Origin of the sequence: Pseudoalteromonas sp. XMcav2-N (genome assembly GCF_024124545.1) — a bacterium.
Lineage (GTDB): Bacteria > Pseudomonadota > Gammaproteobacteria > Enterobacterales > Alteromonadaceae > Pseudoalteromonas.
Map to the genome: position 1 here is coordinate 67,389 of NZ_JAMXSF010000015.1, position 25,310 is coordinate 92,698.

Sequence of the window (25,310 nt, forward strand, 5' to 3'; positions counted from 1 at the left end):
TCGTTAATTAACTCAGGCTGTTTAACCTGTCTTAATGTTGGTGAGAATGGCAGAATCCGGGGTAAACGGGATGGAATTCGATGTTTGAAATTGTACACAGTATCGAGAGTTGTACGGTATTGGTGGTCGACGATTCAAAGTTGGTCCGTAAGCTGATCAGCAGAATACTAAAGCCAGTTTGTCGTACAGTCAGCTTTGAAAGTGCAGAGACAGCGTTAAAAGTGTGTCATAAAATTAAGCCAGATTTAATTGTTATGGACATTAATTTAGAGGGCATGTCAGGACTTGAAGCATGTAAAGCGCTCAAGTCACAACCAGAACTTGCCGATATTCCACTGCTTTTTATCACCTCAAGCCAGGAGCCAAAAGTACAGGAAAAATGTTGGGATGCAGGCGCTGTAGATTTCATTGAAAAACCGCTCGTTGCCAGTACGCTGGTGAAACGTATTACAACCCACCTCAAGTATAAAGTGCAGGCCGATATCCTGACCAACCAGTCGTTTGTAGATGGTCTGACCGAGTTGTATAACCGTCGCTTTTTTGATATCGAAATTGACCGTCTGTTAAAAGATAGCTTACGGCGCCGCGTGCCCTTGACCTTGTTGCTGATAGATATCGATTTCTTTAAGAAATTCAATGACAGCCTGGGCCATCTGGAAGGGGATCAAGCACTAAAAAGCGTGACCAGACAAGTATCTGAGTGTACTCGGCGCCCCGTAGACTTGGTTTGTCGCTATGGGGGGGAGGAAATTGCGGTACTGTTACCAGATACATCAATACACAGTGCCCAACAGTTTGCATCTGAGGTAGTACAAAGCATAGTGGATCTGGCCATTGTCCATCCGTGTTCTCCTCACAATTTTGTGACTGTGAGTGTGGGCTTGTCGTGTACAGGAAGTACCAAAGCTGCTACGCCTGCCGAACTGATTGAACAGGCAGATAGCGCGCTGTATAACGCAAAAGAGTCTGGCCGCAACCAATACCAGGCGTGTATGGCTGTGTCGTCATAATAAACCTTTCAAGTTTTGACTATTCACCTGCTTGCAGAGTTAATGCTTTGCTTGTTATGGCAGAGGCGGTTTGTTCACTTACTAAAAGGCTAGCCGTTACTTTCTTGACAATACTCTGATGCACAGTGTGCGTGCGGTCTCATCCAGTTTTGAGCCGAACAGTTCAAAGAATGAAATATTACTGTGTCGTATGTATCCGATACAGGCCAATGCAAGGAATAACCAAATAAGGTGATTTTGCCAGGCATTCAGAGCCCACTGGCCCTGCCAGGTGTATCCGGTCTGATTGAACGGATATAAGTACTGGATTGGCCATTGATACCCATCCGGCCCTCTTGAACCGGTTAGATCGGTGAGCAGGTGTAAATGGACCGCGAAAAATGACATCAACCATACACACATTTTTTGGGTTCGAGCCAGTAAACTTGCACAAGTTGCGATACTAAGCGCAAACAGCAGGTTATGGCCTAAAACATGATGCCACTGGTGGTAGAATCTCGTTGTGCCTGTGAGCCAGTCAGCCAGCAGGCCGATGCCATCTGTATCAGGGGACAAGCCCGCTAAAGTGATAAGTATCCGTTCTCGCTTCGTTGAGACTGTACTGGCACCGCATAGCCAGCTCATCATCAGGTGCCCACTCGGTGTCATGTATTCCTCTGGTGGTTGTGTTTGTCTATTTCGCAACGCGGCGTCGGACTAAGATTACGCAGCATGTTACATGGCAGGGATAATCCCATTCAAACAAGTAGCTGTCCACTTTTTCAGGCCAACGCTGAGCTTTGCTGAGGGTTACCCAGATTAAAGCTACATAAATTTTGCGGTTTTAGATAATACAAAACCTGAGGGCGCCTGCACGACTACTTGCTTTGAATGAGTCACTTTTCCAATGGGGTAGTGTAAACTAGCCCCATATTAGATTATACAAAGCAATAAAAATGAGTATAGTGCTACCTATCCAGGCCGTTTATGATCAACTGCTATCGCAACTCACTACGCAACCCCGAGTCCTGTTACAAGCGCCACCTGGCGCGGGTAAGTCGACCTGGCTGCCATTGCAGCTGATGCTGGATGGACACTTTAAGCGCATCATAATGCTGGAACCCAGGCGACTGGCTGCACGTAATATTGCCCGTTTTCTGGCTGCGCAACTGAATGAGGCTGTCGGTGAGCGGGTGGGTCTCAGGATCCGTCAGGAAGTGAAAGTCTCCGCACGTACCCAGCTTGAAGTTGTGACTGAAGGCACGTTAACACGCCTACTTCAGGCAGATCCTGAGTTGGAAGGGGTCGATTTACTTATCTTTGATGAGTTTCACGAGCGCTCTTTAGCAGCAGATACGGCATTGGCATTTGCACTGGAGTCACAACAGGCTTTGCGTGACGACCTGCGTGTACTGGTTATGTCGGCGACCCTGGATAGTGAGCGATATCAGCAATTTCTGGATTGCCCGGCAGTGTGCTCCGACGGACGTAGCTTTCCGATTGATGAGATATATACCCCACTTAAAGATGAAAGCCGCTGGCTAGAGCAAATCCCGTCCATAGTGCGTCAGGCACTCAGTGATCAGACTGGTAGTGTACTGGTGTTTTTACCCGGGCACAAAGAGATTCGATATGTATCCGATGCACTTCAGGACACGATTGTTGCTGAACCACATCTGTTGTTAGCAACATTATCCGGGGAGCAGGATAAGCAAACTCAGCAGGCGGCCATTGCACCTGCACCTAAAGGAATGCGTAAGGTGGTACTTACTACCAATGTAGCCGAAACCTCACTGACGATAGAAGGTATCCGCGTTGTCGTAGACAGCGGCAAGCGGCGGGCAGCGCATTACAACCTGCGCACAGGCGTAAGTGAACTGATAACCCTGTCTATTTCTCGCAGCTCTGCGATACAGCGAGCGGGGCGGGCTGGGCGTATTGAAGCCGGGGTCGTTTATCGGTTGGGGAGTAAGGCGTTGTTTGAACGTCGAGATACCCATGACCGGCCTGATATTCTGTGCAGTGATCTGAGTGGTCTGATGCTTGAAGCTAAAGTGTGGGGTAGCGAAATTCACGAACTGGCGTTACTGGATATGCCCACAGATGCGCAGCTTGCAAAGGCAAATGAGCTGTTAAGCGCTCTGGAGCTGATAGATGATCGTGGACGGGTTACGCCATTAGGCAAACAGGTCCAGTCGCTGGGTACGGATCCTCGCTTCGGGCATATGTTATTAAAGTCACAAGAGTTGGAAGCTGAATATCCGGGTATTGTAGAGCTTGGCTGTTATTTTGTTGCGTTATTAGAGAGCCGGATATCGGCATCCGCTGAACTCAGCGTTGCCCTGCAGCAGCAAGCGTCTCGCCCTCACCCTGCGTTTCGCCAGCAACTATTATTCTGGTTACGCCGCGCACAGTTACAGCATAGAACTGGTGAACTGGCGATGGAGCATTTGCCGCTGGTGGTTGCGCTGGCGTTTCCGGACCGCCTGGCAAAACGTCGTGGGCAGGGCTGGGTACTGGCAAATGGTGCCGGTGTGAGTGCGCACAAGGAATATTGGCAGGATGCCAACTACCTGGCTATTGCCGATTTAGGCGGACATAAAGGTCAGCAGATATTTAGCGCGACAGCTTTCGAGCCCGGGCATGTACAAAATGCCTTGCCTCATTTGTTTTGTGAACGTGATGTATGTGAGTTTGAGCAAAAATCAGGGCAGTTTGTACATGAGCAGCGACTGTATCTGGGACACTGGATCTATACCGCAAAGCCTGCGTCGGGCCCGATAGACACTGAGTTGCGAACTGAGGTCTGGCTGACTCTGGTTCGCCAGCAAGGTCTGCCGATGTTTAAAGACTATGCGGACTGTGAAGACTTATTGACCCGGATGGCGTTAGTACAAGCGTTATACCCTCAGGAGTTTCAGGCGATTGATGAAGCCAGCTTGCTGGCAAAGGTGGATGTTTGGCTTGCGCCCTATCTGAACGATGTGAAACAACTTCCCCAGTTAAAAAAGCTTGATTTACACGCTGCCTTGTTAAGCAATCTGGAGTGGTCGCAACAGCAGCGTCTGAATGCGTTATTACCTCAGCGAGTTACTGTACCAAGCGGATCAAATATACGTATTCACTACCAGCTTGATGGTCCGGCCCGTTTATCGGTGCGAATGCAGGAAGTCTATGGAATGAGTCATAGCCCGGTATTATGTGAGGGTCGTCTGCCGGTACTGATGGAACTCCTGTCTCCGGCGCAGCGCCCGTTGCAACTGACTCAGGACCTGGCGCATTTCTGGCAGTCCAGTTACCGTGAAGTACAAAAAGAGATGAAGGGGCGCTATCCCAAGCACTTTTGGCCAGATGATCCGGCAACGGCTCAGGCAACGAATCGGGTTAAGAGCCGTATGTGATTCCAGGCTGGTGGGTTAATTTCAAAAGCAGCTTTAATTCATCGCGTACCGGGGGTAAGTACGACGCTTTTGCCATCAGTAAGTGTCGCTGTTTCGGTGTGTATTGGGGTTGCTTCCCGTCGCCATATTACTTAAACCAATGATGGTTGAATCACAGCTTGTATTGTTGTGATTTTCGCAATGTTTTGGGCTTGTGCTATTCTGAATAGATCTATCACACAGTGTCTCGGGCGCATGTGAAATTAAAACACCTGCTTATCGCAACCTTTATCGTAGTGACGGCATTACCCCTGTTTATTGGACTGTACTCTCTCAACAGTTATACGGGCGTGCAGTATCGGGAGCAGGTTAAGTCTAATCTGAGTGCGATTTCACAAATCGCCAAACTGCGGATCCTTGCTGGCGTAGAACGCGCAAACGACAATGTGGCGCAAATAGCCAGCAGAACGCAGCTGCGTCGAACATTGGCGTTGTGGAATAACACGCAGGAAACCCCGCACCAGGCTCAAATCACTCGGATCATTAATGATGCCGCTATAGATAGGTCTTACCTTAAGAGCATAGGCGTGTTTGATAGTCAGGGGCAGTTTGTTACTGCAACCAATGGGTTTGAAAAGCTCGATAGCCTGGCAGCTGCACAATTTGAAGATCGTCCCATACGTCTGGAACAGCATAATGGGCGGGTGCAGTTAAGCCGTGTGGCGCCTTTGTTGTTAGACGGACGGCTGGTAGGCTATGTTAAGGTGAATTTTTCGACTCAATTTCTTAATCAACTTGTCAGAGACCGAACCGGTTTGGGTCAGACTGGGGAATGGCTTATTGCTATGCAGGACAGCAATGGTGATGCCCTGTTTGCGACGCCTCTCAAGTACGACCCTAAAGCCGCGTTCGCGCGTACAGTCTCCTTTACCGAAGGCACTGTGCCCATCATACAAGCCTTGTCTGGTAATGAACTCGCCCTGGAGCAGTCCCCTGACTATCGTGGCGTCCCTGTGCTCGCATCAACTCGTTACATCGAACAGTTGGGCTGGGGACTGGTGGCCAAAATGGATGAAAGCGAAGTGAATGCCATGGTCTATGCCAATCGAACGGTTATCTACGCTGCTGAGCTGGGTATTGTGTTAATGGCTGTGATTGTGGGTATTGGGTTGTCGATTTACATTTCTCAGCCCATTGAGAACCTCAAATCCTATATCGAAAAAGTAACCCATGAGGGGGAGCTGAGCGATCCTCCAAGGGTCACGCGTGGCTGGCAAGAGGTTCGTGAGCTGACTGCCCACTTTAGCTATATGATGCGCACGCTCAGGGCACTGAATGATAACCTGCAAGACAAAATTGATGAACGTACGGCGGAGCTCACTAAGGCGAATGCTTTGCTGGAAAAGACTGCCAACCAGGATCCATTGACGAACCTGTTTAACCGACGTTTTTTTACATTGCGTTTCGAGCAGGAACTGGATCGTTCATCCCGTTACGGGTGTTTGTTTGCACTGGTTTTGCTCGATATTGACTATTTTAAGCAGATCAATGACCAATGGGGTCATGATATGGGTGATGAAGTGCTTAAAGAGGTTGCACGGTTTTTATTGGCGTCGAGCCGCAGCTCTGATTTGGTCGCGCGTATTGGTGGCGAAGAGTTCTGTATTTTGATCCCTGAATGTGAGCAGGACAAAGTGATTGTTTATCTGGAACGTCTGCGTTGCGATCTGACTGAACTAAACTTTACCGCAAAAGATACCTTGTTTACCATTTCAGCCAGTTTTGGTGTGGCATTTTACCAACCCGGTATGGATAGTGGAAAAATACTTTTAAAACAGGCGGATGAAGCGCTTTATGATGCAAAACGCGCAGGTCGTAACCAAGTGCGCATTTACCAAGGGGAGCTTCACGCTTAACTCTAAAACTATCTTTTTTGTAGCATCATCCGAAAGACCTGATATGTAACTCCTTCCGCGGACGTCATAAATGTCCGGCACCGGGTTCCTAAATTGCGTTTTAGTGCATTGTATTTTTTTACAACGCCTTTAATATAAATATTTTCATGGTAACTTAACTTTAGACTTACCTGCTAAATGCGTATGGTCACACTGCTTTTGGTTAAATCTATGTTAATTTTAAGTTGAATGTTAGAGTTTGCTTGTTTAACATGATTGCAGCAGGTGGCTGAGATTGCTCTATCCAAAAAGAAATGAAAGGGAAAAGCCCATGAAAGCTACTACTAAACAAAACGTTCGTCGTTTAAGTGTGAAAACAAAGAAACTAAAGCAGTTAAACGGTTACAGCTTGTCGCAAAAACAACTTGCTGAGGTGTTTGGGGGCATAACTTCTGATGGTGACCAACCCAGAGACTGGCAGCAGGATATTTTATCATCGCAATACTGCTAGTGTGGAGCTTTAGAAAGGACAAAACATGAGTGAGTTTTATGTAGTAACCGGATGGACGTTACGCTGTTTACAGCTGATGGTTGTTATATATTTGTTGTATTACTTCAAGCAATATAGATTCAACCTGCTGTTTGGTGGTAAAGCGAGTCTTAAAACTATCTCAGATCATAAACTTCATTCATGTTTCCTGACTGCTTTGACTTGTTTGATTTTCAACATAACAAGCGGCCAACTGGCATCATTTATCCTTGCTTTGGAAATCGATTTGCAGATAAAGATTCAGATATATTACTTCACCTTGGTGTGTTGTGGGGTTTCTTATGCGGTTACTCTGTATATTGTGCACTTGATCCGAGGTTGTTTGTTCACACAAGCCGCGCGCTATACATTATATATTACGTTTTTATTGGTTCTGTTGAATGCATTACAATTGGTATTAAGAGGCTTTCTTGAAAGCAATGCAATTTATGCGTTTTATGGTCCAATAACCGTTTGCGCTAATATTATGATCTGGTTAATTGTTGCCAAGTATCCATTCTATAAGTTTATGGAATCCCGGATAAGGCAGGAGGCATAAAATGCTGTTGTTAACATTAACATTTTTTGCGCTCATTTTATTGCTTGCGATTATGATAGGGGCGTGTATCCAGGGCACTCAATTACATGGACCCGAGCAGAAAGTGCAAAGTTTCTTTATGCGCTTTCGTGCTGAAGAAGATGCTAAACAAGAATTGTACGAATCAGCGTATCGGATCGTTATGGATTTAGGTGAGGCACTGGATGAAGAAGATATTATCGCACAATGTGATGCGGTTCGCAGTGCACATGACCGAGCCCGGGCCTTTCGTATCAGGGCGGCAGATAACGCTATGCCGGTGTCTTCTTCAGTATTGAGGCAGGGCCTCAAGATCGTCAAGTAGTCCATAACGATAATAGGGTTTTATAGACAATGCCGACCTGTGCTCATCAGGTCAGCATATGGGTTGTGTTGTACATGTTTAGAAATTAATGATTGTCGACACGGCTTCTTCTTTCGCAGTTTCTATCGACAACTTAATGGTGCGTTTTTGCCAGTCTATATCTAGCATGCCGTAGTTACTGCCAGATTTGTTGATCAGGTGACGATTGCTGGTAGTCAGGTCCGCGATATCTTTGCTGACTACACCAACCTGGCCGGTTGGAATCGTCGCACCACTGGCCGCACAGTTACCCCATTCACCTTTTATGCCATTGCCATTTTCGTCTACCTCGGTGTAGCACCAGGGCTTATCATGGTCCCGGGTAATACAACCCTGATAGGTCACGGCAGCGTACTTGGCTGGAAACTTACATTGCTTGGTATAGTTGCCATCTCCTTTGGTATCTGCGTATACAGGCAAGCGCAGCGGGTTCTCAATATGATAGGGCCAGTTTTGACCAAACCCGGAAGCTGTTACCTCATAGACTCTGGCCATTTTACCGTGCTCTGTACTGGCGGGGATATCTTTTTGTAGTAGTTCACCCCAATGCTGGTCGCCGGATAAGAAAATCACGGCCTTTGAATTGCCTGCGTTGATCGATTTTTGTACTAGCCGTAACAGACGTTCTCGCTCCAGAGGAACTTCTGCCCAGGACTCATAGCTGGTGCCTGACATCTCTGATTCTTGCAGGTTACTCAGCGCTTGCTCAAACTTTTTACCATCACCATATGCACAGTAACTGTTACGACTGCGACCCTGATATAAGGGAGGTAGGACTTGGATCCCGCTGGCAATGAGCTTTATTTCAGAGGGCTTGTTGAGTTCCTGTTCCAGCCATTGCCACTGTTGCTCACCAAGTATCGTCGTGGCGTCGCCTTCACATGCGCCATAATTAGAAAAGGTGGGAGAGCGGAAATATCGCGCGTCCAGTGTTATGACGTGGGTTTGCTCGCCTTTCTGTCCCAGCATTTTGGCTTCGTAAATGCCCGCCCGGCCATTTAGTCTGGGATCATCTTCCGGCGCATCAAAGTGTCTTAAGTATTCGAGCTGGCTTTGTGCACGTTTAGGGTAGTGTTTGCCATCATTATTGCGACCAAAGTCGTGGTCGTCCCAGGTCGCCATGACCGGGATCCCGGCAGCCAGAAACTTTTGATATTCAATATTGCGTTTCTTATCATCATATTTCTGCCTCATGGTATTCATATCTGTGGTGTCGGCATAGATATTGTCGCCCAGCCAGAAGAATAAATCGGGTTTGTGTCCTATCAGGCGTGCCAGCGCTTCAGGCATATCGCCCTGTGTTTTAAAGCAAGAGCCCAGCGCAACCCGATCAAGGCGTTTGTTCTGCTGAGGGTGGGTGTGGCTCATGAGTGGTTCAGGTTCTTCGGTGGCACACTCTTCCCAGCTACCTTGTTCATCAATATAGCACCAGGGGGCACTATGATTGCGTGTTGTACAACCATAAAATTGCTCTCCCTGATAGTTGGAGGGAAGGTTACAGCTTTTGCCTGTGACTGTGGTAAACGCTGGAATGGTCTCAACTCTGACATTACCCCAGCTGGATCCATCAATGGCTTGCTTCAGGTAACACCATTGGCTGCCTGAGTTATTTTTATCTGTGGTACCCTGATAGCTGGCACCCAGATAGCTAAAGGTACTCTGACATTGGTCGTAATGCACCTCAGGAGCACCAAGAGAGTGGAAACTGCTGAGTGCAGCGCTGATGCTAAGTAATAAGCGTATTTTTTTCATTATTTTACCTGGTATTAACGTAAGCAGCGCGACACGTTTGTGCTCGCACGTTCTGTTTGTATTTCCTTTGTTAATTCAACCCAGATTGCCTTTGCTAATTGCAGTGTATTGGTGCTCGGGTAGTTCTCTTCCTGCTGAGAAAGGCGCCATTTTAGAGACGAGATGTGAAAAAATGCTTTCAACTTTATGTCAAAATCATGTTTTGATGCTTTGTGCGTTTTATTGTTGTGTTTTCTTGTTAGTTTGATGTTGAAAGTTAATTAATGCCGTATGTGTAATGAGGGAATAATTCATATGACCTTATTTTTTGTATCTATTATGTTGCAATGGTTTCTCATTTGTTTTAAATCTATTTTTATGAATATTTTCATTGCTAATTTTGTTTTTGTTGGGTAATTTATTCCTGCTGATTTAGTCTTATTGTCTATTACTTTTCAGTGTTATTTTTACCAAATAAGGATGATTTAAATGAAACTTAAACTAAACAAAAAGAATCTTACGACCCTGTCTAATAATGCCAAACCATTTGCGAAAGAGTTAACACCCCAGGTTGCTGGTGGTGCGCCGGTTAAGCCTTGTACTGGCTGTGTAAGCGGATGTGGTATTATCCCGGAAATGTAATTATTTAGTGTTGTATTAAACGGGCTTTGAAGTGTTTTTAATATGGCCCGTTTTTTATTATTAAAATATTTGACAAGTTTTTACTTTATGTGTTTCATTGGTTTAGGTTAATAAGAGTCACGTAAAAGGAAATTAAGATGAACTTATCTTTAAAAAAACAAAATCTAAAAAACCTAAATCAACAAGAGCAACTAGCCCTTAAGGAAACTAAGCGTATTGCTGGCGGTGGCTGGACTACACAAACTGGATGTTACGAAGAAGGCTGCAAGCGTCACTAAGTTTATTATTGAATAGTACCTTATCAACATCAGACCCAACTCGTTTGTACCATAATGAGAATTTGCGTGTTTTGGTGCTTTGTAACCTTAAGCTTTGACTATAGTGTGTATTCGAAGTAAATGACCGCTTATTTTAGTTGGTATATCCGATTTATTTAAACAGAAGGAAACTCGTTATGAAACTAGCAGTGAAAAAACAAAAACTTAAAAATCTGAATGACAACATGAATATCAATGCTAAAGAGACAATGAAAATTGCAGGCGGCGGCATAGCAACTTCAGCTTTGAGTGGCTGCAGAGAAGTACCTTGTCAGCCTTGGTAATCAGCTGAATGGTGACTTTTTGCTCGGCTCATGTTTTGAGCCTGAGTATGTAAAGAAAGTCTCTTGACACTTTTTAATCGGGCCACAGATGTGGCCCGATTTTTATTCCGCTTCCATGTTAACACCTCAACTTAGCTCGCCCTCATTGGTCATACCTGATTGACATCAAAAACCAATCTTTTATTACTAGTATCAAAGTATTAAAAGGTGTAGGTTAGTTCATGCATCAAATTAATTTTAATAACTAATTCATGTCAAGGATGCGCTAGTTATGACAGCCTTTTCACTAAGGCAGGGTCTGGCTATAGTCTGACATGGTGTATGTGCCACTTCTGATGTTGTTAAAGCGCCTGCTTGCTATACAGGGGTTACATCAGGGTTGGCTGTGGTATACATTTTGCCGGTTCCCCCAGCCTGGAACTGAGCTGCTTTGTGCTGTAGGAGTTTACGTGCAATTAAAAAACCGTTTGAGTATCGTTGCTGTTCTGCTTGCTGTAATTCCCTTACTTATCACCTGCTTTGTTATCGGCTTGCTGGCATATCAGGAAGGAAAGGCCGCCGTAACAAAAGAAATTGAAAATAACCTGGTATCGCGTCGCAACGCGATGCAAACTCAGGTTGAACGCTATTTTAAAACGATTTCTGATCAGGTCGTGACCCTGGCAGGATCCACCATGGTGATAGACGCCAGTCGGGCTTTTTCCCAGGCATTTACAAGTTACCCACTTGCAACCTCGGATGAAGGTCCCGCTCTGAGTCGTTATTATAGTACCCAGTTTCTCCACCAATACGAGCAAAAAAATCGCGGAGATAGCCTGAGTATGAGTCGGCTGCTCGCAGGTTTGAGCCCCACGGCCCGGGCTTTACAAACCCACTATATCGCAGCTAACCCCAACCCGTTAGGCAGTAAAGATCAGCTTCTGGATGCGGGTGACAATAGTACCTATAGTGCGGTACATCGACGCTATCATAAAGCTTTACGAGAGTTTCAGGCGCGTTTTGGCTTTTACGATGTGTTTATTACAAACCCACAAGGGGATGTCGTGTACTCCGTATTTAAGGAACTGGACTTTGCCACTTCCTTAACCGCTGGGCCGTTTCGGGAGTCTGGTTTGGCAAAGGCCTATGAGGCGGCTCGTACACAACAGGTACGCCAGGGTCATTTTGTGGATTTTAGTCCCTATCTGCCTTCTTACAATGCTGCTGCTGGCTTTGTTAGTTCCGCGATTCTGGCTGATGATGGCACGCTACTTGGTACTTTGATATTTCAGTTACCTGTTGATGAGATTAATCGTATGTTGACGCTGGATGGACAGTGGCGTGCTCAGGGGCTGGGAGACAGTGGTGAGGTGTATCTGGTCAATCAGCGCAAGCTGTTGCTGAATAACAGTCGATTTTTTGTCGAAGATCCGGGGGGCTTTATCGCGCAGCTCAGAACCTTCAAGGTTGATAAAACCATGGTTGATAATATTGAGCAGAAACACACGACCATAGGTACACTCCAAATTGATTCTCCCGGCACCCGTGCTGCGCTGGCAGGGCAAAGTGGTTTTGCTATTTTTTCGGACTATCGGAGTGTGCCTGTGGCATCAGCCTATGCGCCGTTGGATATTGACGGATTACATTGGGCGATTGTGAGTGAAATCGATGAAAGTGAAGCATTTGCAATGATTTCTGAGCTGAAGTATTCCGTGCTTAGCTCCTCTGTTTTGTTCGTTTCTGTGGCTGCGATCATTGCAAGTTTGGTTGGTTTCTATGTGGCGAATCGTGTTACACGACCAGTCATTGCTGCCAGTAAGGCGATCCGTGGCATTGCCGATAATAACGACTTCAGACTGCGTGCACCCGATGAAGGAGATGATGAAATCCGTGACTTAAGTCGTTCAGTGAATAGCTTGGTTGAGCGGTTGCAGCATAACTTCGCTGACTTGCTACACAGCGCTCATACACTCAAGGAAATGTCAGTGGCGCTCTCTGATCGCGTGGCAGGCCTCATTGATGGTGTCAATAAGCAATCGCAGGATTGTGAGCAGTCGGCTACGGCCGGACAACAAATGCAATATACGGTACAGGAGGTGGCCAGCAGCGCACTCAATACTTCAGAGCAGACCCACCAGGTGAGTTCTTTGACCAGCCAAACTAATCAACTAGTGGAGCATTGCGCTGAGGTCTCAGAGCAGCTGGCTGAAGAAATGGACAAGGTCGGGGATGTGATGAATGGCTTGTCGTCTCAAAGCGAACAGATAGGAAGTGTGCTGGATGTGATCCAGTCCATAGCAGAGCAAACTAACTTACTGGCGCTGAATGCGGCCATTGAGGCCGCTCGGGCTGGTGAATCCGGGCGAGGTTTTGCTGTGGTAGCAGATGAAGTACGGGGGCTGGCGCAGCGCACTCAGCAGGCAACCGAAGAAATTGAGCAGATGATTAAGGCGTTGCAAAGCGGAGTGGGCGAAGCTCGTCAGTCCGTGCAGCAAAGTCGTGAGCGCTCTGTTGATAATGCAGAAACTTCTGAGCGGGCAAAAGACTCGTTGATCGATGTGTCTGATGCCATTGAGCAGATTGTGGCGATGAATACTCAGGTTGCGACGGCAGCAGAAGAGCAATCGGCGGTTGTGGCACAGATCAGTCAGGCCATCAGTGCCATTAGTGAGGAGGCTAATGGCAATCTGGGGCGTAGCCAGGATATTGACGACCGATCACAGCATCTGGCGAAGCTTGCCGTTCAGCTGGACGATATTCTGGCACGTTATCAGGTATGATTTTTACTGTCTGTTGCGAAGAGGATCTTTGGCGATATAAGCCACCTCTCCCAGCGGGTTGTAACTACTGGGTTTGTCTATCTGGAAGACTGCCAGACGCTGATATAAATGTGGGATCAGTAAATGAGTAAAGCCACCGCCATTGTGCTGTGTGCTGTCTAGCCAGGCGTTGAGCTCGGCAGGCGAAGGTGGCAAAATCAAAGGGCTGGCTTTGTCGTGGTAACGGCGTAGTTTAGGGTGTGCAGGCAGGGTGATCACTGAGCAGGAGTAGTGTTTTTGCCCATTGTCCGGGTGGTGCCACACTTTATATAACCCACCTAAGCATAATGCGCCATCAGGGGCGATAAAATCATAATAATGCTGTGGTTTGCTCTTGGTGAAAAGGGTTTCGCCAAAGCCTTTTACCACGATAATACAGCGGCTGTAGTGAAATGGCAGATAGGCAGCGCTGCCTTTAACGTGAAGTTTGTCATAGCGACTGTTAAATGACGTGTATTTGGACGGTTTAAAACCTTGCCCCGGCTTTGGATCTAGCAACAGCCACCAGGTTGCGCTACTGAGTTGCCGCTGACCATTTTCTTCATGCACAATACTGATGTTGTCCGCTGCTTTTTTAAAGCGGCTAAAGTGCATGTTTTCTCTCGGGTTCGCAATGCCCAGCCCTTCTAATATCTCGATCACAAAGGGATCATCGGTGATATTTAATCGTCCACACATAATACGCTCCTGTTGTCTCTGTTACTTTAACTGACTCCTGTTGTCTCTGTTACTTTAACTGACTCTGGTTGCCACTGCTTGATCTGGATTAACCGTTATGTACTCTCTGTGCTTTTTAGTGGGTCTGCCTGCAGCGAGATACACACAGCATGCTTGCACTTTGTTCAACAGTAATTATACTGTATAAATATACAGGTTGAGGTGTGTTATGAGCAATTTAATTGAACGATTACAGCGTCAGGATTTGGTTTGGCAGGGCTCAGGGCTTATTGGACGTCAGCAACACAGGAAAGAACTCATGGCGACAGGATATACAGAGCTGGATAAACACTTACAGGGTGGCTTTCCTAAAATCGGCGTCGTGGATTTGCATACTGAGCTGGGCATTGGTGAGCTGAGATTGTTATTGCCTAGCCTGATGCAACAAAGTGGCTTAACGGCGGTCATTAATCCGCCGGCTCGCCTGAACGCCGATGCTTTGCAGCGTATCGGAGTGGACACCAGCAAGTTACTGGAAATCACCCCGGAGTGCCCGCAAGAAGCACTATGGGCCGCTGAGCAGTGCCTGAAAAGTGGCGCCTGCAACAGTGTCTTAGTATGGCATGGAGCGCTACAGGTGCATCAGGTCAAGCGCCTGCAACTGGCAGCCCAGACTGGTGAGGCGTGTCTGTACCTTTTACGTCGTGAGCACCACGGTGAGGGGACCTTGCCTGTGTCTTTAAGTCTGGGACTTAACCCACATATCAAAGGTTTGAGTATCACAGTTAAAAAGCGCAAAGGCGGCTGGGCTCAGTCCCAATTTGCACTGGATATGTCACTGCTCTGGCCTGAGCTGACCGAACAATTTCATACTCAGAGCAAGGAAGTGCCAGAAGTTGCACCGCAGTACTCTACAGGCAGGTAGTAGTAATGACTTTGTGGTTGTATTTACACTTTCCTGCTATTCAGCTCGATAAACTGAAAATTGCAGAGCAAACGCAAAAATCGAATGAGACAGAGCCTGATGGTATCACCACTGAGTTATCTCGGCCCTGCATCATCGTAGGTGGGCGTGACAACAGGGTGATGCAGCTGGATCAGGCTGCTGCACAATTGGGGATATCGACGGGTATGGGACTGGCCGCCGCCGCGGCCCGCAGTCGAGAGTTGGTTGTACATCCCTATGATGAAGCCGATGAAAGCCGAACGATCCGTGAAATTGCCCAGTGGTTGTATCTGATCACGGCAGATATTGCTTTGTTTGCGCCTCAGGGCTTATTACTGAAAGTCAGCGGTATGCTCGCCATGTACCGGGATTTATCTCACTACCTGAGCACACTGCGCTCACACCTGGATACACAGTCCTTTACCTATCGGTTTGCATTTGGCTACTCCCCTGAGGCCGCCCGGTTGCTGGCAAGACAGCATGGTGCTTTGGCACATCAGAACCCCGAAGCGCTTGAAAAAGCCTTACATGGTGTGCCGTTGGTGGCCTTATCACTGCCTGCTAAACAGCTTGAGAGGCTACAACGGGTTGGGTTTAAAACTGTCGGTGAGTTGTTCGCGCTGCCTCTGGTGGAGCTGGGAAAACGTTTCGATTGTGAGCTGGTACAGTATGTGTCCAGGCTGCGCGGGAAAGTGCCTCATCCTGTGACTTTTTATCAACCAGAGCCAGAGTTTGAACGCTATCTGCCACTGCTGTATGACATAGAAAACCTGGACTGGCTGAATAAACCGCTGCTTAAACTGTTGGTGCAGCAGGAGCAGTTTTTGCGGTTACGTAATCGACATGCCAGGCAGTTAATACTGACCTTGTACCAGCGCGATGCTGAACCCCTGCAGCTTGAAGTGGGTCGTGCAGAAGCCACAGATCGGGCCGATCTGTGGCTGAACTTATGCGACCTCAAACTCAGCTCAGTGACGCTCAATGGTCCGGTACAGGCAATAGGACTAAAAGTTGCACAGATGTGTCAGCCCGATGAATTGATGCATGATTTATTTACCGAGCAACGTGGTACGATGACGCCCGCTGGTCTGGTCGCTGTGTTGCAGGCCAAATTAGGTGAGCGCGCGGTACAGGGACTGACAGCCTGTAATGATTTGCGTCCTGAGCTGGCAACTGGATACTGTACACCACTGAGTATGCCGGGGACATCTTTGTCGGGGACACCTTTTCCGAAGGCACCTTCGTTATACCCTGAAATGGGCTATCTCAGACCCGCCTTTTTATTGCCGAGTATCCAGCCATTACAGCATAAAATTAATGTCCACTTAGGCCCTGAACGGATCTGCACTGGCTGGTGGGATGCTCATGAAATTGAACGAGATTACTTTGTGGCTCAGGATGCACTGGGACGTTGGTTATGGGTGTTCCGAGATCGTCAGCAGCGTTGGTTTTGCCATGGGGTTTTCAGCTGATGGCAACGAATAAGTCAGCAATGTTCGCCTTACCAGTTTCTTCACCGGGGATAAAGCAGACGGTTGGTCAGGGGACGGGGGAGCCACCCGGAAGCGTCAGGCAGCCCGGTTATGCAGAGCTGTTTTGTCAAACTAACTTTTCTTTTTTAGAGGGCGCATCGAGGCCAGAAGAACTGGTGCGTCAGGCCGGTTTTCTCGCGTATACTGCGCTTGCCATTACCGATGAATGCTCATTGGCTGGGGTAGTGAGGGCGCATACGTTAATTAAGGAGCTGCAACTTGATTTACAACTGATTGTGGGCAGCCTGATGCGTTTTGAGTCACTGGATATGGTGTTACTTTGCCCGGATAAAGCAGCCTACAGTGAGTTATGCCGTGTGATCACTAATGCCAGGCGACGTGCTGAAAAAGGTTACTATCAACTGGCTGAATGGGACCTACTGTCGTTACGTCATTGCTTGCTTATCTGGTTACCAAAAGGAGATGACCGAGATGAGCACTGGGGATCCTGGCTGGTGCGTCATCATAAGCATCGCAGTTGGGTGGGCATACAGCGCCATTTAGTAAACCAGGAGCAACGTTTTATTGCCCACTGCGAGACATTAGCTGCGCGCTATAAGTTACCCATTACGGCATGTGGTGGTGTGTTAATGCATAGCAGTGAGCGACTCAGACTACAACAGACACTGACGGCCATTCGGCTAAATCTGCCGCTTGAACAAGTCAAAGGCCGGTTATTGGTTAATGCCGAACGTGCCTTGCGTAGCCGGGAAAAACTCAGCAAGCTGTTTAAGGCACCCTGGCTGGCAGAATCTTTACGCATAGCAAAGCGCTGTCATTTTAATCTGGACTCTTTGCGTTATCAGTATCCGGCAGAGTTGGTGCCAGCAGAAAAAACGGCGATGCAGCATTTACGTGATTTAGTAAAACATGGGCAAAAAAAGCGCTTTCCACAGGGCGTGCCACCAGAGATAGCCGAGATCATTACTAAAGAACTGGCACTGATTGAGGAGCTGGACTATCCCTACTTTTTTCTCACCATTCATGATCTGGTACGTTTTGCACGCAGCAAAGCGATTTTATATCAGGGGCGGGGGTCGGCAGCCAACTCTGTGGTGTGTTACTGCCTGGAGATCACGGCGGTAGATCCGCGCCAGGTGTCGGTGTTGTTCGAGCGTTTTATTAGTAAAGAGCGTAACGAGCCGCCAGATATAGATGTGGATTTTGAACATGAACGTCGTGAAGAGGTGATCCAGTACATTTACCATAAATATGGCCGTAAGCGCGCCGCGCTGGCTGCAACGGTGATCAGCTACCGCTTTAAGAGTGCGGTCAGAGACGTCGGGAAAGCGCTGGGGATTGAAGCAACTCAGCTGGATTATTTTATCCGCAATGTGAACCGCCGTGACCGTGGTCAAAACTGGCAAACTCAGCTGAGTGAGCTTGGCTTGCAACCAGACTCACTGAAAGGGCAGCACTTCATCAGCCTGGTTGAAGAAATCATGGGCTTTCCTCGCCATCTTTCTCAGCATGTGGGCGGCTTTGTGATCTCAGCAGGCCCTTTGCATGATCTGGTACCCATAGAGAATGCTGCTATGGCAGAGCGCACAGTGATCCAGTGGGATAAAGATGACCTTGAGAGTCTTAAGTTGCTCAAAGTAGATGTACTGGCACTGGGCATGCTGAGTGCCATTCGTAAAACATTTGCGTTGATCGCACAGCACACATCAAGACAGCTGGATTTGGCTGCACTAACCCGGATGGGTGACGACCCTCAGGTATATAAAATGCTTCAGCGGGCAGATACTGTCGGCGTATTTCAGATAGAATCCCGCGCACAAATGAGCATGCTGCCCCGATTAAAACCCGCCTGTTATTACGATTTAGTGATCCAAATTGCCATTGTCAGGCCGGGGCCAATTCAGGGGGATATGGTGCATCCTTTCTTAAAACGTCGTAATGGTGAAGAAGCCGTGACTTATCCTTCCGAGGAGGTGAAGTCTGTGTTGTCTCGCACAATGGGCGTCCCTATCTTTCAGGAGCAGGTGATTAAACTGGCGATGGTTGCGGCAGGTTTTTCCGGTGGGGAGGCAGATCAATTGCGCCGGGCAATGGCGTCGTGGAAAAAAAGTGGTGAGTTGATGCAGTTTAGAGAAAAGCTGATCAACGGGATGCAAGCACGGGGCTATGAAGTGAGTTTTGCTGAACGTATTTTTGAGCAGATCTGTGGTTTTGGTGAGTATGGTTTTCCGGAAAGTCATTCTGCCTCGTTTGCTGTGCTGGCTTATGCATCAGCCTGGTTGAAACACTATTATCCGGCGATGTTCTATACCGCACTATTAAACAGTCTGCCAATGGGGTTTTACAGCGCCTCACAATTGGTCCAGGATGCCAGGCGTCATCAGGTTGAGGTTTTGCCTGTGTGTGTCAATGCCTCTGAGTACGATCATCATATTTGCCAGCAACAGCAACAGCAACAGCAACAGCAGCGATTTGCGATTCGACTTGGGTTGCGTCTGGTAAAAGGCTTACAACGTGACAACGCTGAGCTGTTACTGACTGCTCGCCCGGGTAGCGGGTTTCAGAATATCGGTGAGCTAAAGCGCATCGGGTTGTCTGGTAACGCACTGGAGTGTCTGGCGTCTGCCAATGCGCTTAAAGCGTTACAGGGCGACCGCTATTCGGCTCGCTGGACACTGATGGATCAGGAACAGGCCTTGCCATTATTTGCCACACGCACGGAGCCTGACGGTACGCATTCGCTGGCGGAATCGCAATCTTGTATTTTTCAGCCAGATGACATGGACGACCTGGTGGAAGATTATGCGGCGCTGGGTCTCACTCTGGGTCAACATCCGGTAACGCTGCTCGATAAGGCCGGTAAACTGGGTCGTTTTACTCGCATGGCGCAGCTCAGTGCTTGTCGGCATAAATCTCTGGTGACTGTGGTAGGGATCGTGACTGGTAAACAGGCGCCGGGCACTGCGGGTGGGGTGACTTTCTTTACGCTTGAAGATGACACCGGCAATATCAATGTGGTGGTATGGGCGGGCACTGCACGTGCTCAAAAGCAGGCTTACCTCAGTGCTAAACTGCTGGAAGTAAAAGGTATTGTTGAAAAAGAAGGCGAGGTGATCCACGTCATCGCCGGTCGGCTGGTTGACCGCAGTGAGATCCTGGGCACCTTGCACAGCAAGTCCCGGGACTTTCATTAAGCGATAAATCAGCCAAAACAAAGCTCAAGACTGGCACAGCAAAAAGCGCTGCGCCAGAATACCTAGGTAAAATTAAGTTCTGAGTCTGAATTTACGAACCAGTTGAGCCAGTTGTTCGGCTTGCTTATTGAGCTCCTGTGCAGACAAAGCTGCAACCTGAGTATCCTGCAGTGAACTTTGGCTGGATTGCTCTATTTTAGAAATGTCCCGAGCCATTTCACCAGCCACGACTGATTGTTCCTCGGTCGCAGTCGCTATCGACTGGATCATAGAGGCAATTTCAGACGCACCACGAACAATGTCATCCAGCTGAGTTCCCGCAGCTTCAGCCATAGATACACTCTGGTCAACCTGAGACACGCTGTTTTGCATTGAACTGACGGCGTGTTCCGTCTGAGACTGGATCGACTGAACTGTAGAAACCACTTCCTCCGTTGCTTTAGAGGTACGCTCAGCCAGCGTTCTGACTTCATCGGCGACCACGGCAAAGCCACGCCCCTGTTCGCCGGCTCGTGCAGCCTCAATGGCGGCATTTAAGGCGAGCAGGTTGGTTTGCTCGGCAATACTGCCAATCACGCCAATCACGTTACCAATCTGACTACTCAGCTCGCCCAGGTGAGTCACATTTTCAGCGGTTTTCTGCACGTTTTGGGAGGCAGTTTTAATTTTACTGACGGTTTGTCCTACGGTATCTCCGCCTCCTGAGGCCAGTGTACGCGCCTGATCGGCGTGGCTGGCTGCAACCTGGCTCTGTGACGCAACCTCTGAGACTGTGGCGCTCATCTCCTCAATGGCGGTGGCAACCTGAGTCGACTGATCGGCCGATGAGCGGCTGCGCGAAGCGATTTGGTCATTGGCTTCGGCGATGTCATGGCTCGAAGTACGCACATCATCTACCACCTGAGCAATTGAGTGTAATAGCTCATTCAAAGAGCGAGCCATTTTATTGGTGGCTTCGGCCAGTCCATCGATTTCGTCCTGGCCTTTGTGCACGATGTCTCTGTCTGAGATATCACCTGCACTGATCCGTTCAGCGACTCCCAGTACCTGATTTAGTCTGGATACGATTGAGCTGCTAATAATATAGGCAATGGCCATACCCAGAATTGCAGCGATCAGTGTGATCACAATAATCACGATAGAGGTTGAGTTGAGCCCCTCAACTAACAGCTCCAGTGCACCAGTGGCATCATCGATTTCCTCTTTTGCAGAGACATCGAGGATCTTTGCTATATCCTGAATGTACTTTCTGTCCAATTCGCTGAGCGTCGCTGTTGCCTGTTTAAAAGCTGTTGGATCATAGCTGCTGAAGACGGTGGCCGCTTCATCGCGTATGGCTTTATATAAGCGTTTAATGGTCGCGATATCCTGTAACTCATTCGGTTTTTGTTCTAGAGGTATCAAAAGGTTCAGATACTCTTCAAAGCTGGCGGCATCGTCATTAAAGTCTGCTTCTGCATTCGCATTACCCGTTGTATGTGAAATAATCGCGGCTATCATATCGCCGGCTTCATCCACAAGCTCTAAATAGTAACGGACACCCGGCAGGTCATCGTTGAGTGACTCCTGTAAATCGGTCGACTGCATAGCATCGTTAAACTCTTGTTCTTTAAGCTTATCTAGCAGAGACTCTAACTGTTCCCCAGTGGTCGACTCAAGGCGGTCAACCCGGGTTTTGATACGTTGATAGGCATCGGGATCATAGCGACCAAAAACATCCTGATTGACTCGCTGGTGGTAAGTCGTGATGCTTTTGAGAATGTGAGCCATTTTTTCCCGGTCAGCCTGTTTGGCTGATTCATAGCGGTATAACTCGGTGTGTACTTCCTTGAACTTTCGAAATACCTCATTAAACATGGACTTCTTACTGGTATCCCCATTCATATATTCGAGCGCCGCACTTTTGAGCTGGTGTTCGGTGTCGAGTAAGCGGCTATAGAGGATCATGCCCGGGAGGTCATCGCCTGTGACCTCCTGAGCCCGGGCTGTTTCGGTTGCAACTTTAAACCAGACCAGTGTACTGGACATCACCATCAGCACAATAAGAACACCAAAGGCTGAGTAGAGTTTGTTACTGAGTTTCATAGAATCACCAAGTTCGAAAGAGGCGTCATCCGTGGCGTACTTTTCATTGAATTGTCGTCCATAATTAAAGTCGTTAATTGCAAAAAATGACAAGTTTTATCTGCAGTCAGAGTATGAGTGATAGGCAGGCTTGTTGTTTTTGCTGATTATTTTAAAATTTTGTTTTTGAATCGTTCCAATTTTGTTCCAGTTAACGAGAATATCTGGTTTATTCTAAAAACAGGGCTAAAGTAGTCTGATTAGAACGGCTCTAAATAACGTGAAATTCATCATATATCTTTGTTTATTATAAAATATTTAAGGTTGAACGCGAAGGGGGAAGTGAGGTTTTACAGCCAATCAGAGCAAATAGAGAAAAACTTATTGTATTTGCCTGTCAGGTTATGAAATATTTTATATCTGTATTGTGCCGACCCGGTAGGCTAAGTTGTCAGGTGTGCCAGAGATATATGCATGCTGTCCCGGTGATGCCTCTTACACGATTTTTGTTGTAAAAAGGGTAATATTCACTCTCCAGGCTTTCACTCTAATTCGATGATATTCATGTATAAAGGGAACAAAGAAAACAGTGAAACGGGGCTGAACTAACTGGTCAGATGTGTTAGGGTGAGGTGTTATCTAAATCCAACAGGTAAGCGTTATGGCAACACCCTTATTAAAAACCTATAAGAAGTTTAAATGGTTGCCCTTTGGCAACTGGCTATTCAGCAAGGCGGTCTGCAAGCGAGCGCCTTATTTCGGTACTATTAAACCTAAGATCACTCACCTCAGTGAAGGGCGGATCACGGCGCAAATGCCCAACAGAAAGGCTGTGCACAACCATATTGGCACGGTGCATGCGATTGCGCAGTGTAACCTCGCTGAACTATGTGCTGGAGTGGTGACCGATGCCAGTATACCGTCGAAAACACATCGCTGGATCCCCAAAGGAATGACAGTACAATATCTAAAAAAAGCGGATACTGATCTGTGCGCAGAAGCTATCATTCCATTACCGCGTCAATGGCAGGACAAAGAAGAACTCATTGTACCGGTTGAGGTATTTAATCGTGAGGGTGTTAAGGTGTTTCATGCCGATGTGACTATGTATATATCGGCTAAGAAGTAAAAAAGGCCTGCAATGAGCAGGCCTTTTTTCAAATCAGAAAGTATAACGGTATTTTACTTCTGTTTGGTCATACTCCACACCGTTGGTGTATTCAACGACAACACCTGAGTGAGCAGTAAAGTCAAATCGCAGACCGGCATTGAAGTAGACGCCATTTTCGTCACTAATAGCAGTTGGGAAGTCCAGCATCTCATATCCAGCCTGGGCAAATGCGCTGAAACGTTTGCTAAGCGCATGCTCGTATTCGCCGTAAACTCGACGGGTGTCTATTGAAGTACTTCTGCCGTTTAGGGAAACCTCAAACTCACCTACCTGAGCACCTGCTGCAAATCGACCATTACCGGTCTTGTGCAATATATAGCCCAGATTAAAGGTGGTTTCATCAACGTCATAGTCGTCACTGATTAAATCATCAAAGACATTTAGGGTATCGGAGTGCTGATCGATTTTTAGCCCGATGAAAATGCCGTTAGCAAATTCGTAACTCCCTGCAAAAATAAAACCTTGTGGATCTGAACCACTTGGGGCGCCATCCAGGCTCGTTTCACCATATCCTACTTCCAGGTAGCTTTTACTTAGCTCGGTAGCCTGAGAACCCAAAGACGTGGCAGCGAGTAGTAGACCTAAAATATGCTTTTTCACTTTATATCCTTTTATTTGCTTAGTATGGGATTAAAAAAACGAGCCCAACAAGCTCGTTCTATTTTTATAATATGCGTGAAATGTATCACTATCAGATACAAAAGTGAAAGGCTAAGTCTATGTTTTGTGTTAATAAATGTTACCGATGATACGCTTTGGGTGCGCTATTCAACCTTCGCTGGCTTTATCCAGAGGCGTGACGTTTGATTGCTCTGCACGATGGTTTAACTGGCCTTGTATATGGGCACCAGCCTGAATACATAGCGTATCATGTTCAATGTCCCCGGTGACTCTGGCACTGGGCTCCAGCGTGACACTGTCGGCGCTGATACCGCCCTGAACTTGTCCTAGTACCTGAACCTGGTTTGCAACGATATTACCCTCGACAATACCCGTTTCACCAATGATCAACTGAGTCACTTGCAGATCGCCAACGACTTTGCCATCAACCTGAATTTCACCATCACACTGGATGTTACCTGTGATTACGGTGTCGGGGGAAATAAGCGAGAAAGGAGATGAATTTTTCTTTTTATTGAACACGTTTGAGCACTCTTGCCAGTTTTACAGGGTTTATATGCTTTTTATCCTGTAACACCTCATAATGCAAGTGTGTACTGGTGCTACGACCTGTACTGCCCATCAGTGCAATCACATCAGATTGTTTGACTGACTGGCCTTTTTTCACTTTGATGGTATGCAGGTGGCCATAACGAGTGACAATGCCGTTGGCATGTTGAATTTCAATAAACTTACCGTATCCGCCATTTTTACCGGCTTTGCTCACCACACCATCGGCTGGCGCAATGATCTGGGTTTTGTGCCAGCCTGCCATATCAACGCCTTTGTGGTATGCGCGACGGCCAGTGATGGGGTCTTTACGAAAGCCAAAAGCGCTGGAAATATAATATTTGTCGTGCGCAACGGGCATCATTTTAGGCGTTGAATGTAATAGGTTTTCTAACTGATTGAGTTGTACAGAGTCATCTATTAGCCGGGTGTAGTGTGCATTTAACAGCGTGGCATCAACCTGATGATACGGACCACCCTGTGCGGTGTTATTGTCCGTTGTCAGGGATAAGCCAGCTTCGTTAAATCCGGCCATTAGCTGGTCGTTGCGTGCTGAAATGATGGTTTGTAGTGTTCTAAGCAAAGCGGCTTGGGCATCGTCAAGCTCAGCGCTATGTACTTCAAACTCATGTGCATCATTAACCGTTGGATCTACATCAACTCGATTGTCTGTATCTGGTAAAGGGGCAGGCGTATCTGCCTGCTCAGTGATCGATGTAGGCAGGGCACCGACAATTTCACTGAGTACAGTGTGCTGTTCGTTTAAGGTGACAAGCTGCGTATGTTGTTCAGTCAGACGTTCGGCCAGCAGCTGTTTTTCTTTTGCCCAGGCTCGCTGTTGAGTCTGTAGTTCAGCCTGCAGGGCATTAACCGTTTTTTGTTGTTTAAAAAACGCTGATGTACTGATAACTAACCAGGTAAGAGCGCCACAAACCAGCACTAGTGCAATAAATTGCAACCAGCCGGGCACAACCATCATACTAACCTGACCATTCTGGCGCATCATTAGCTGTTTAGGTTGAAATAGCGATGTGATCAGGCGTTTGATATAGCGAAACATAACACGTAAAAATTTAAATTAACGACTCACTTTAACAATTTTTATGCAA

Annotated in this window: 21 protein-coding genes; 14 read left to right on the top strand and 7 right to left on the bottom strand. The window is 47.4% G+C overall.

The window, feature by feature from the left end; translation table 11 throughout:
- The first annotated feature begins 80 nt into the window (after positions 1-80).
- On the top strand, positions 81-1,010 hold the full coding sequence (locus tag NH568_RS17890) for a diguanylate cyclase (protein ID WP_253049449.1): 930 nt from the start codon (positions 81-83) through the stop codon (positions 1,008-1,010).
- Between the two features lie 96 nt (positions 1,011-1,106).
- Here the strand turns inward: NH568_RS17890 and NH568_RS17895 are convergent, their stop codons facing one another.
- Positions 1,107-1,658 (bottom strand): metal-dependent hydrolase, encoded by a 552-nt coding sequence (locus tag NH568_RS17895; protein ID WP_253049451.1) that lies wholly within the window; start codon positions 1,656-1,658, stop codon positions 1,107-1,109.
- Positions 1,659-1,954: 296 nt separating this feature from the next.
- Here NH568_RS17895 and hrpB point away from each other — a divergent pair, with 296 nt between their 5' ends.
- The 5 genes from hrpB (at position 1,955) to NH568_RS17920 (ending at position 7,695) form a co-directional block, all read left to right on the top strand.
- Positions 1,955-4,390, top strand: coding sequence for an ATP-dependent helicase HrpB (gene hrpB, locus NH568_RS17900; protein ID WP_253049566.1), 2,436 nt, complete (start codon positions 1,955-1,957; stop codon positions 4,388-4,390).
- Positions 4,391-4,626: 236 nt separating this feature from the next.
- Complete coding sequence (locus tag NH568_RS24250) at positions 4,627-6,285, top strand: sensor domain-containing diguanylate cyclase (protein ID WP_253049453.1); 1,659 nt, start codon at positions 4,627-4,629, stop codon at positions 6,283-6,285.
- Positions 6,286-6,595: 310 nt separating this feature from the next.
- Positions 6,596-6,775 carry a hypothetical protein gene (locus tag NH568_RS17910; RefSeq protein ID WP_253049455.1) on the top strand — a complete coding sequence of 60 codons (180 nt, stop codon included), beginning with the start codon at positions 6,596-6,598 and terminating at the stop codon, positions 6,773-6,775.
- A gap of 25 nt (positions 6,776-6,800) precedes the next feature.
- A complete protein-coding gene (locus NH568_RS17915) occupies positions 6,801-7,352 on the top strand; it encodes a hypothetical protein (protein WP_253049457.1) in 552 nt (183 codons plus the stop codon).
- 1 nt (position 7,353) lies between these two features.
- Complete coding sequence (locus NH568_RS17920) at positions 7,354-7,695, top strand: hypothetical protein (RefSeq protein ID WP_253049459.1); 342 nt, start codon at positions 7,354-7,356, stop codon at positions 7,693-7,695.
- Between the two features lie 78 nt (positions 7,696-7,773).
- Here the strand turns inward: NH568_RS17920 and NH568_RS17925 are convergent, their stop codons facing one another.
- A complete protein-coding gene (locus NH568_RS17925; RefSeq protein ID WP_253049461.1) occupies positions 7,774-9,486 on the bottom strand; it encodes an alkaline phosphatase D family protein in 1,713 nt (570 codons plus the stop codon).
- A gap of 468 nt (positions 9,487-9,954) precedes the next feature.
- On the opposite strand from NH568_RS17925, the gene NH568_RS17930 reads away from it, so the two are divergent.
- The 4 genes from NH568_RS17930 to NH568_RS24255 all read left to right on the top strand — a co-directional run bounded on the left by NH568_RS17930 (position 9,955) and on the right by NH568_RS24255 (position 13,467).
- Positions 9,955-10,107, top strand: a complete 153-nt coding sequence (locus NH568_RS17930) for a hypothetical protein (protein ID WP_253049463.1) — start codon at positions 9,955-9,957, stop codon at positions 10,105-10,107.
- A gap of 137 nt (positions 10,108-10,244) precedes the next feature.
- Positions 10,245-10,385 carry a hypothetical protein gene (locus NH568_RS17935; RefSeq protein WP_253049465.1) on the top strand — a complete coding sequence of 47 codons (141 nt, stop codon included), beginning with the start codon at positions 10,245-10,247 and terminating at the stop codon, positions 10,383-10,385.
- 176 nt (positions 10,386-10,561) lie between these two features.
- A complete protein-coding gene (locus tag NH568_RS17940) occupies positions 10,562-10,708 on the top strand; it encodes a hypothetical protein (protein WP_253049467.1) in 147 nt (48 codons plus the stop codon).
- A 449-nt stretch (positions 10,709-11,157) separates the two neighbouring features.
- Positions 11,158-13,467 carry a methyl-accepting chemotaxis protein gene (locus tag NH568_RS24255; RefSeq protein ID WP_253049469.1) on the top strand — a complete coding sequence of 770 codons (2,310 nt, stop codon included), beginning with the start codon at positions 11,158-11,160 and terminating at the stop codon, positions 13,465-13,467.
- Between the two features lie 3 nt (positions 13,468-13,470).
- On the opposite strand, the gene NH568_RS17950 is transcribed toward NH568_RS24255, so the two are convergent.
- Positions 13,471-14,184 carry an SOS response-associated peptidase family protein gene (locus tag NH568_RS17950; RefSeq protein ID WP_253049471.1) on the bottom strand — a complete coding sequence of 238 codons (714 nt, stop codon included), beginning with the start codon at positions 14,182-14,184 and terminating at the stop codon, positions 13,471-13,473.
- Positions 14,185-14,392: 208 nt separating this feature from the next.
- Between NH568_RS17950 and imuA the strand changes: the two genes are divergently transcribed.
- The 3 genes from imuA to NH568_RS17965 are packed head-to-tail and all read left to right on the top strand — an operon-like array spanning position 14,393 to position 19,796.
- Positions 14,393-15,088: a translesion DNA synthesis-associated protein ImuA gene (imuA, locus tag NH568_RS17955; RefSeq protein WP_253049473.1), complete on the top strand. Its 696-nt coding sequence runs from the start codon at positions 14,393-14,395 to the stop codon at positions 15,086-15,088.
- A gap of 5 nt (positions 15,089-15,093) precedes the next feature.
- Positions 15,094-16,581: a DNA polymerase Y family protein gene (locus tag NH568_RS17960; protein WP_253049475.1), complete on the top strand. Its 1,488-nt coding sequence runs from the start codon at positions 15,094-15,096 to the stop codon at positions 16,579-16,581.
- A complete protein-coding gene (locus NH568_RS17965; protein ID WP_253049477.1) occupies positions 16,527-19,796 on the top strand; it encodes an error-prone DNA polymerase in 3,270 nt (1,089 codons plus the stop codon). Before NH568_RS17960 ends, NH568_RS17965 begins: the two co-directional genes overlap by 55 nt.
- Before the next feature lie 72 nt (positions 19,797-19,868).
- On the opposite strand, the gene NH568_RS17970 is transcribed toward NH568_RS17965, so the two are convergent.
- A complete protein-coding gene (locus tag NH568_RS17970) occupies positions 19,869-21,881 on the bottom strand; it encodes a methyl-accepting chemotaxis protein (protein ID WP_253049479.1) in 2,013 nt (670 codons plus the stop codon).
- Between the two features lie 640 nt (positions 21,882-22,521).
- Here NH568_RS17970 and NH568_RS17975 point away from each other — a divergent pair.
- Positions 22,522-22,989, top strand: a complete 468-nt coding sequence (locus NH568_RS17975; RefSeq protein ID WP_253049481.1) for a hotdog fold domain-containing protein — start codon at positions 22,522-22,524, stop codon at positions 22,987-22,989.
- Between the two features lie 33 nt (positions 22,990-23,022).
- On the opposite strand, the gene NH568_RS17980 is transcribed toward NH568_RS17975, so the two are convergent.
- From NH568_RS17980 to NH568_RS17990, 3 genes are all read right to left on the bottom strand, one after another.
- A complete protein-coding gene (locus NH568_RS17980) occupies positions 23,023-23,631 on the bottom strand; it encodes a porin family protein (protein ID WP_253049483.1) in 609 nt (202 codons plus the stop codon).
- 168 nt (positions 23,632-23,799) lie between these two features.
- Positions 23,800-24,174 carry a polymer-forming cytoskeletal protein gene (locus NH568_RS17985; RefSeq protein ID WP_253049485.1) on the bottom strand — a complete coding sequence of 125 codons (375 nt, stop codon included), beginning with the start codon at positions 24,172-24,174 and terminating at the stop codon, positions 23,800-23,802.
- A complete protein-coding gene (locus tag NH568_RS17990; protein WP_253049487.1) occupies positions 24,164-25,261 on the bottom strand; it encodes a M23 family metallopeptidase in 1,098 nt (365 codons plus the stop codon). Before NH568_RS17990 ends, NH568_RS17985 begins: the two co-directional genes overlap by 11 nt.
- Positions 25,262-25,310 lie beyond the last annotated feature (49 nt).

Bases quoted from the DNA above. Each gene is read 5' to 3' on its own strand.
- NH568_RS17890 (WP_253049449.1), top strand. From the start codon at position 81: ATGTTTGAAATTGTACACAGTATCGAGAGTTGTACGGTATTGGTGGTC.
- NH568_RS17895 (WP_253049451.1), bottom strand. From the start codon at position 1,658: ATGACACCGAGTGGGCACCTGATGATGAGCTGGCTATGCGGTGCCAGT.
- NH568_RS17910 (WP_253049455.1), top strand. From the start codon at position 6,596: ATGAAAGCTACTACTAAACAAAACGTTCGTCGTTTAAGTGTGAAAACA.
- NH568_RS17915 (WP_253049457.1), top strand. From the start codon at position 6,801: ATGAGTGAGTTTTATGTAGTAACCGGATGGACGTTACGCTGTTTACAG.
- NH568_RS17920 (WP_253049459.1), top strand. From the start codon at position 7,354: ATGCTGTTGTTAACATTAACATTTTTTGCGCTCATTTTATTGCTTGCG.
- NH568_RS17925 (WP_253049461.1), bottom strand. From the start codon at position 9,486: ATGAAAAAAATACGCTTATTACTTAGCATCAGCGCTGCACTCAGCAGT.
- NH568_RS17930 (WP_253049463.1), top strand. From the start codon at position 9,955: ATGAAACTTAAACTAAACAAAAAGAATCTTACGACCCTGTCTAATAAT.
- NH568_RS17935 (WP_253049465.1), top strand. From the start codon at position 10,245: ATGAACTTATCTTTAAAAAAACAAAATCTAAAAAACCTAAATCAACAA.
- NH568_RS17940 (WP_253049467.1), top strand. From the start codon at position 10,562: ATGAAACTAGCAGTGAAAAAACAAAAACTTAAAAATCTGAATGACAAC.
- NH568_RS17950 (WP_253049471.1), bottom strand. From the start codon at position 14,184: ATGTGTGGACGATTAAATATCACCGATGATCCCTTTGTGATCGAGATA.
- imuA (WP_253049473.1), top strand. From the start codon at position 14,393: ATGAGCAATTTAATTGAACGATTACAGCGTCAGGATTTGGTTTGGCAG.
- NH568_RS17960 (WP_253049475.1), top strand. From the start codon at position 15,094: ATGACTTTGTGGTTGTATTTACACTTTCCTGCTATTCAGCTCGATAAA.
- NH568_RS17965 (WP_253049477.1), top strand. From the start codon at position 16,527: ATGGGTGTTCCGAGATCGTCAGCAGCGTTGGTTTTGCCATGGGGTTTT.
- NH568_RS17970 (WP_253049479.1), bottom strand. From the start codon at position 21,881: ATGAAACTCAGTAACAAACTCTACTCAGCCTTTGGTGTTCTTATTGTG.
- NH568_RS17975 (WP_253049481.1), top strand. From the start codon at position 22,522: ATGGCAACACCCTTATTAAAAACCTATAAGAAGTTTAAATGGTTGCCC.
- NH568_RS17990 (WP_253049487.1), bottom strand. From the start codon at position 25,261: ATGTTTCGCTATATCAAACGCCTGATCACATCGCTATTTCAACCTAAA.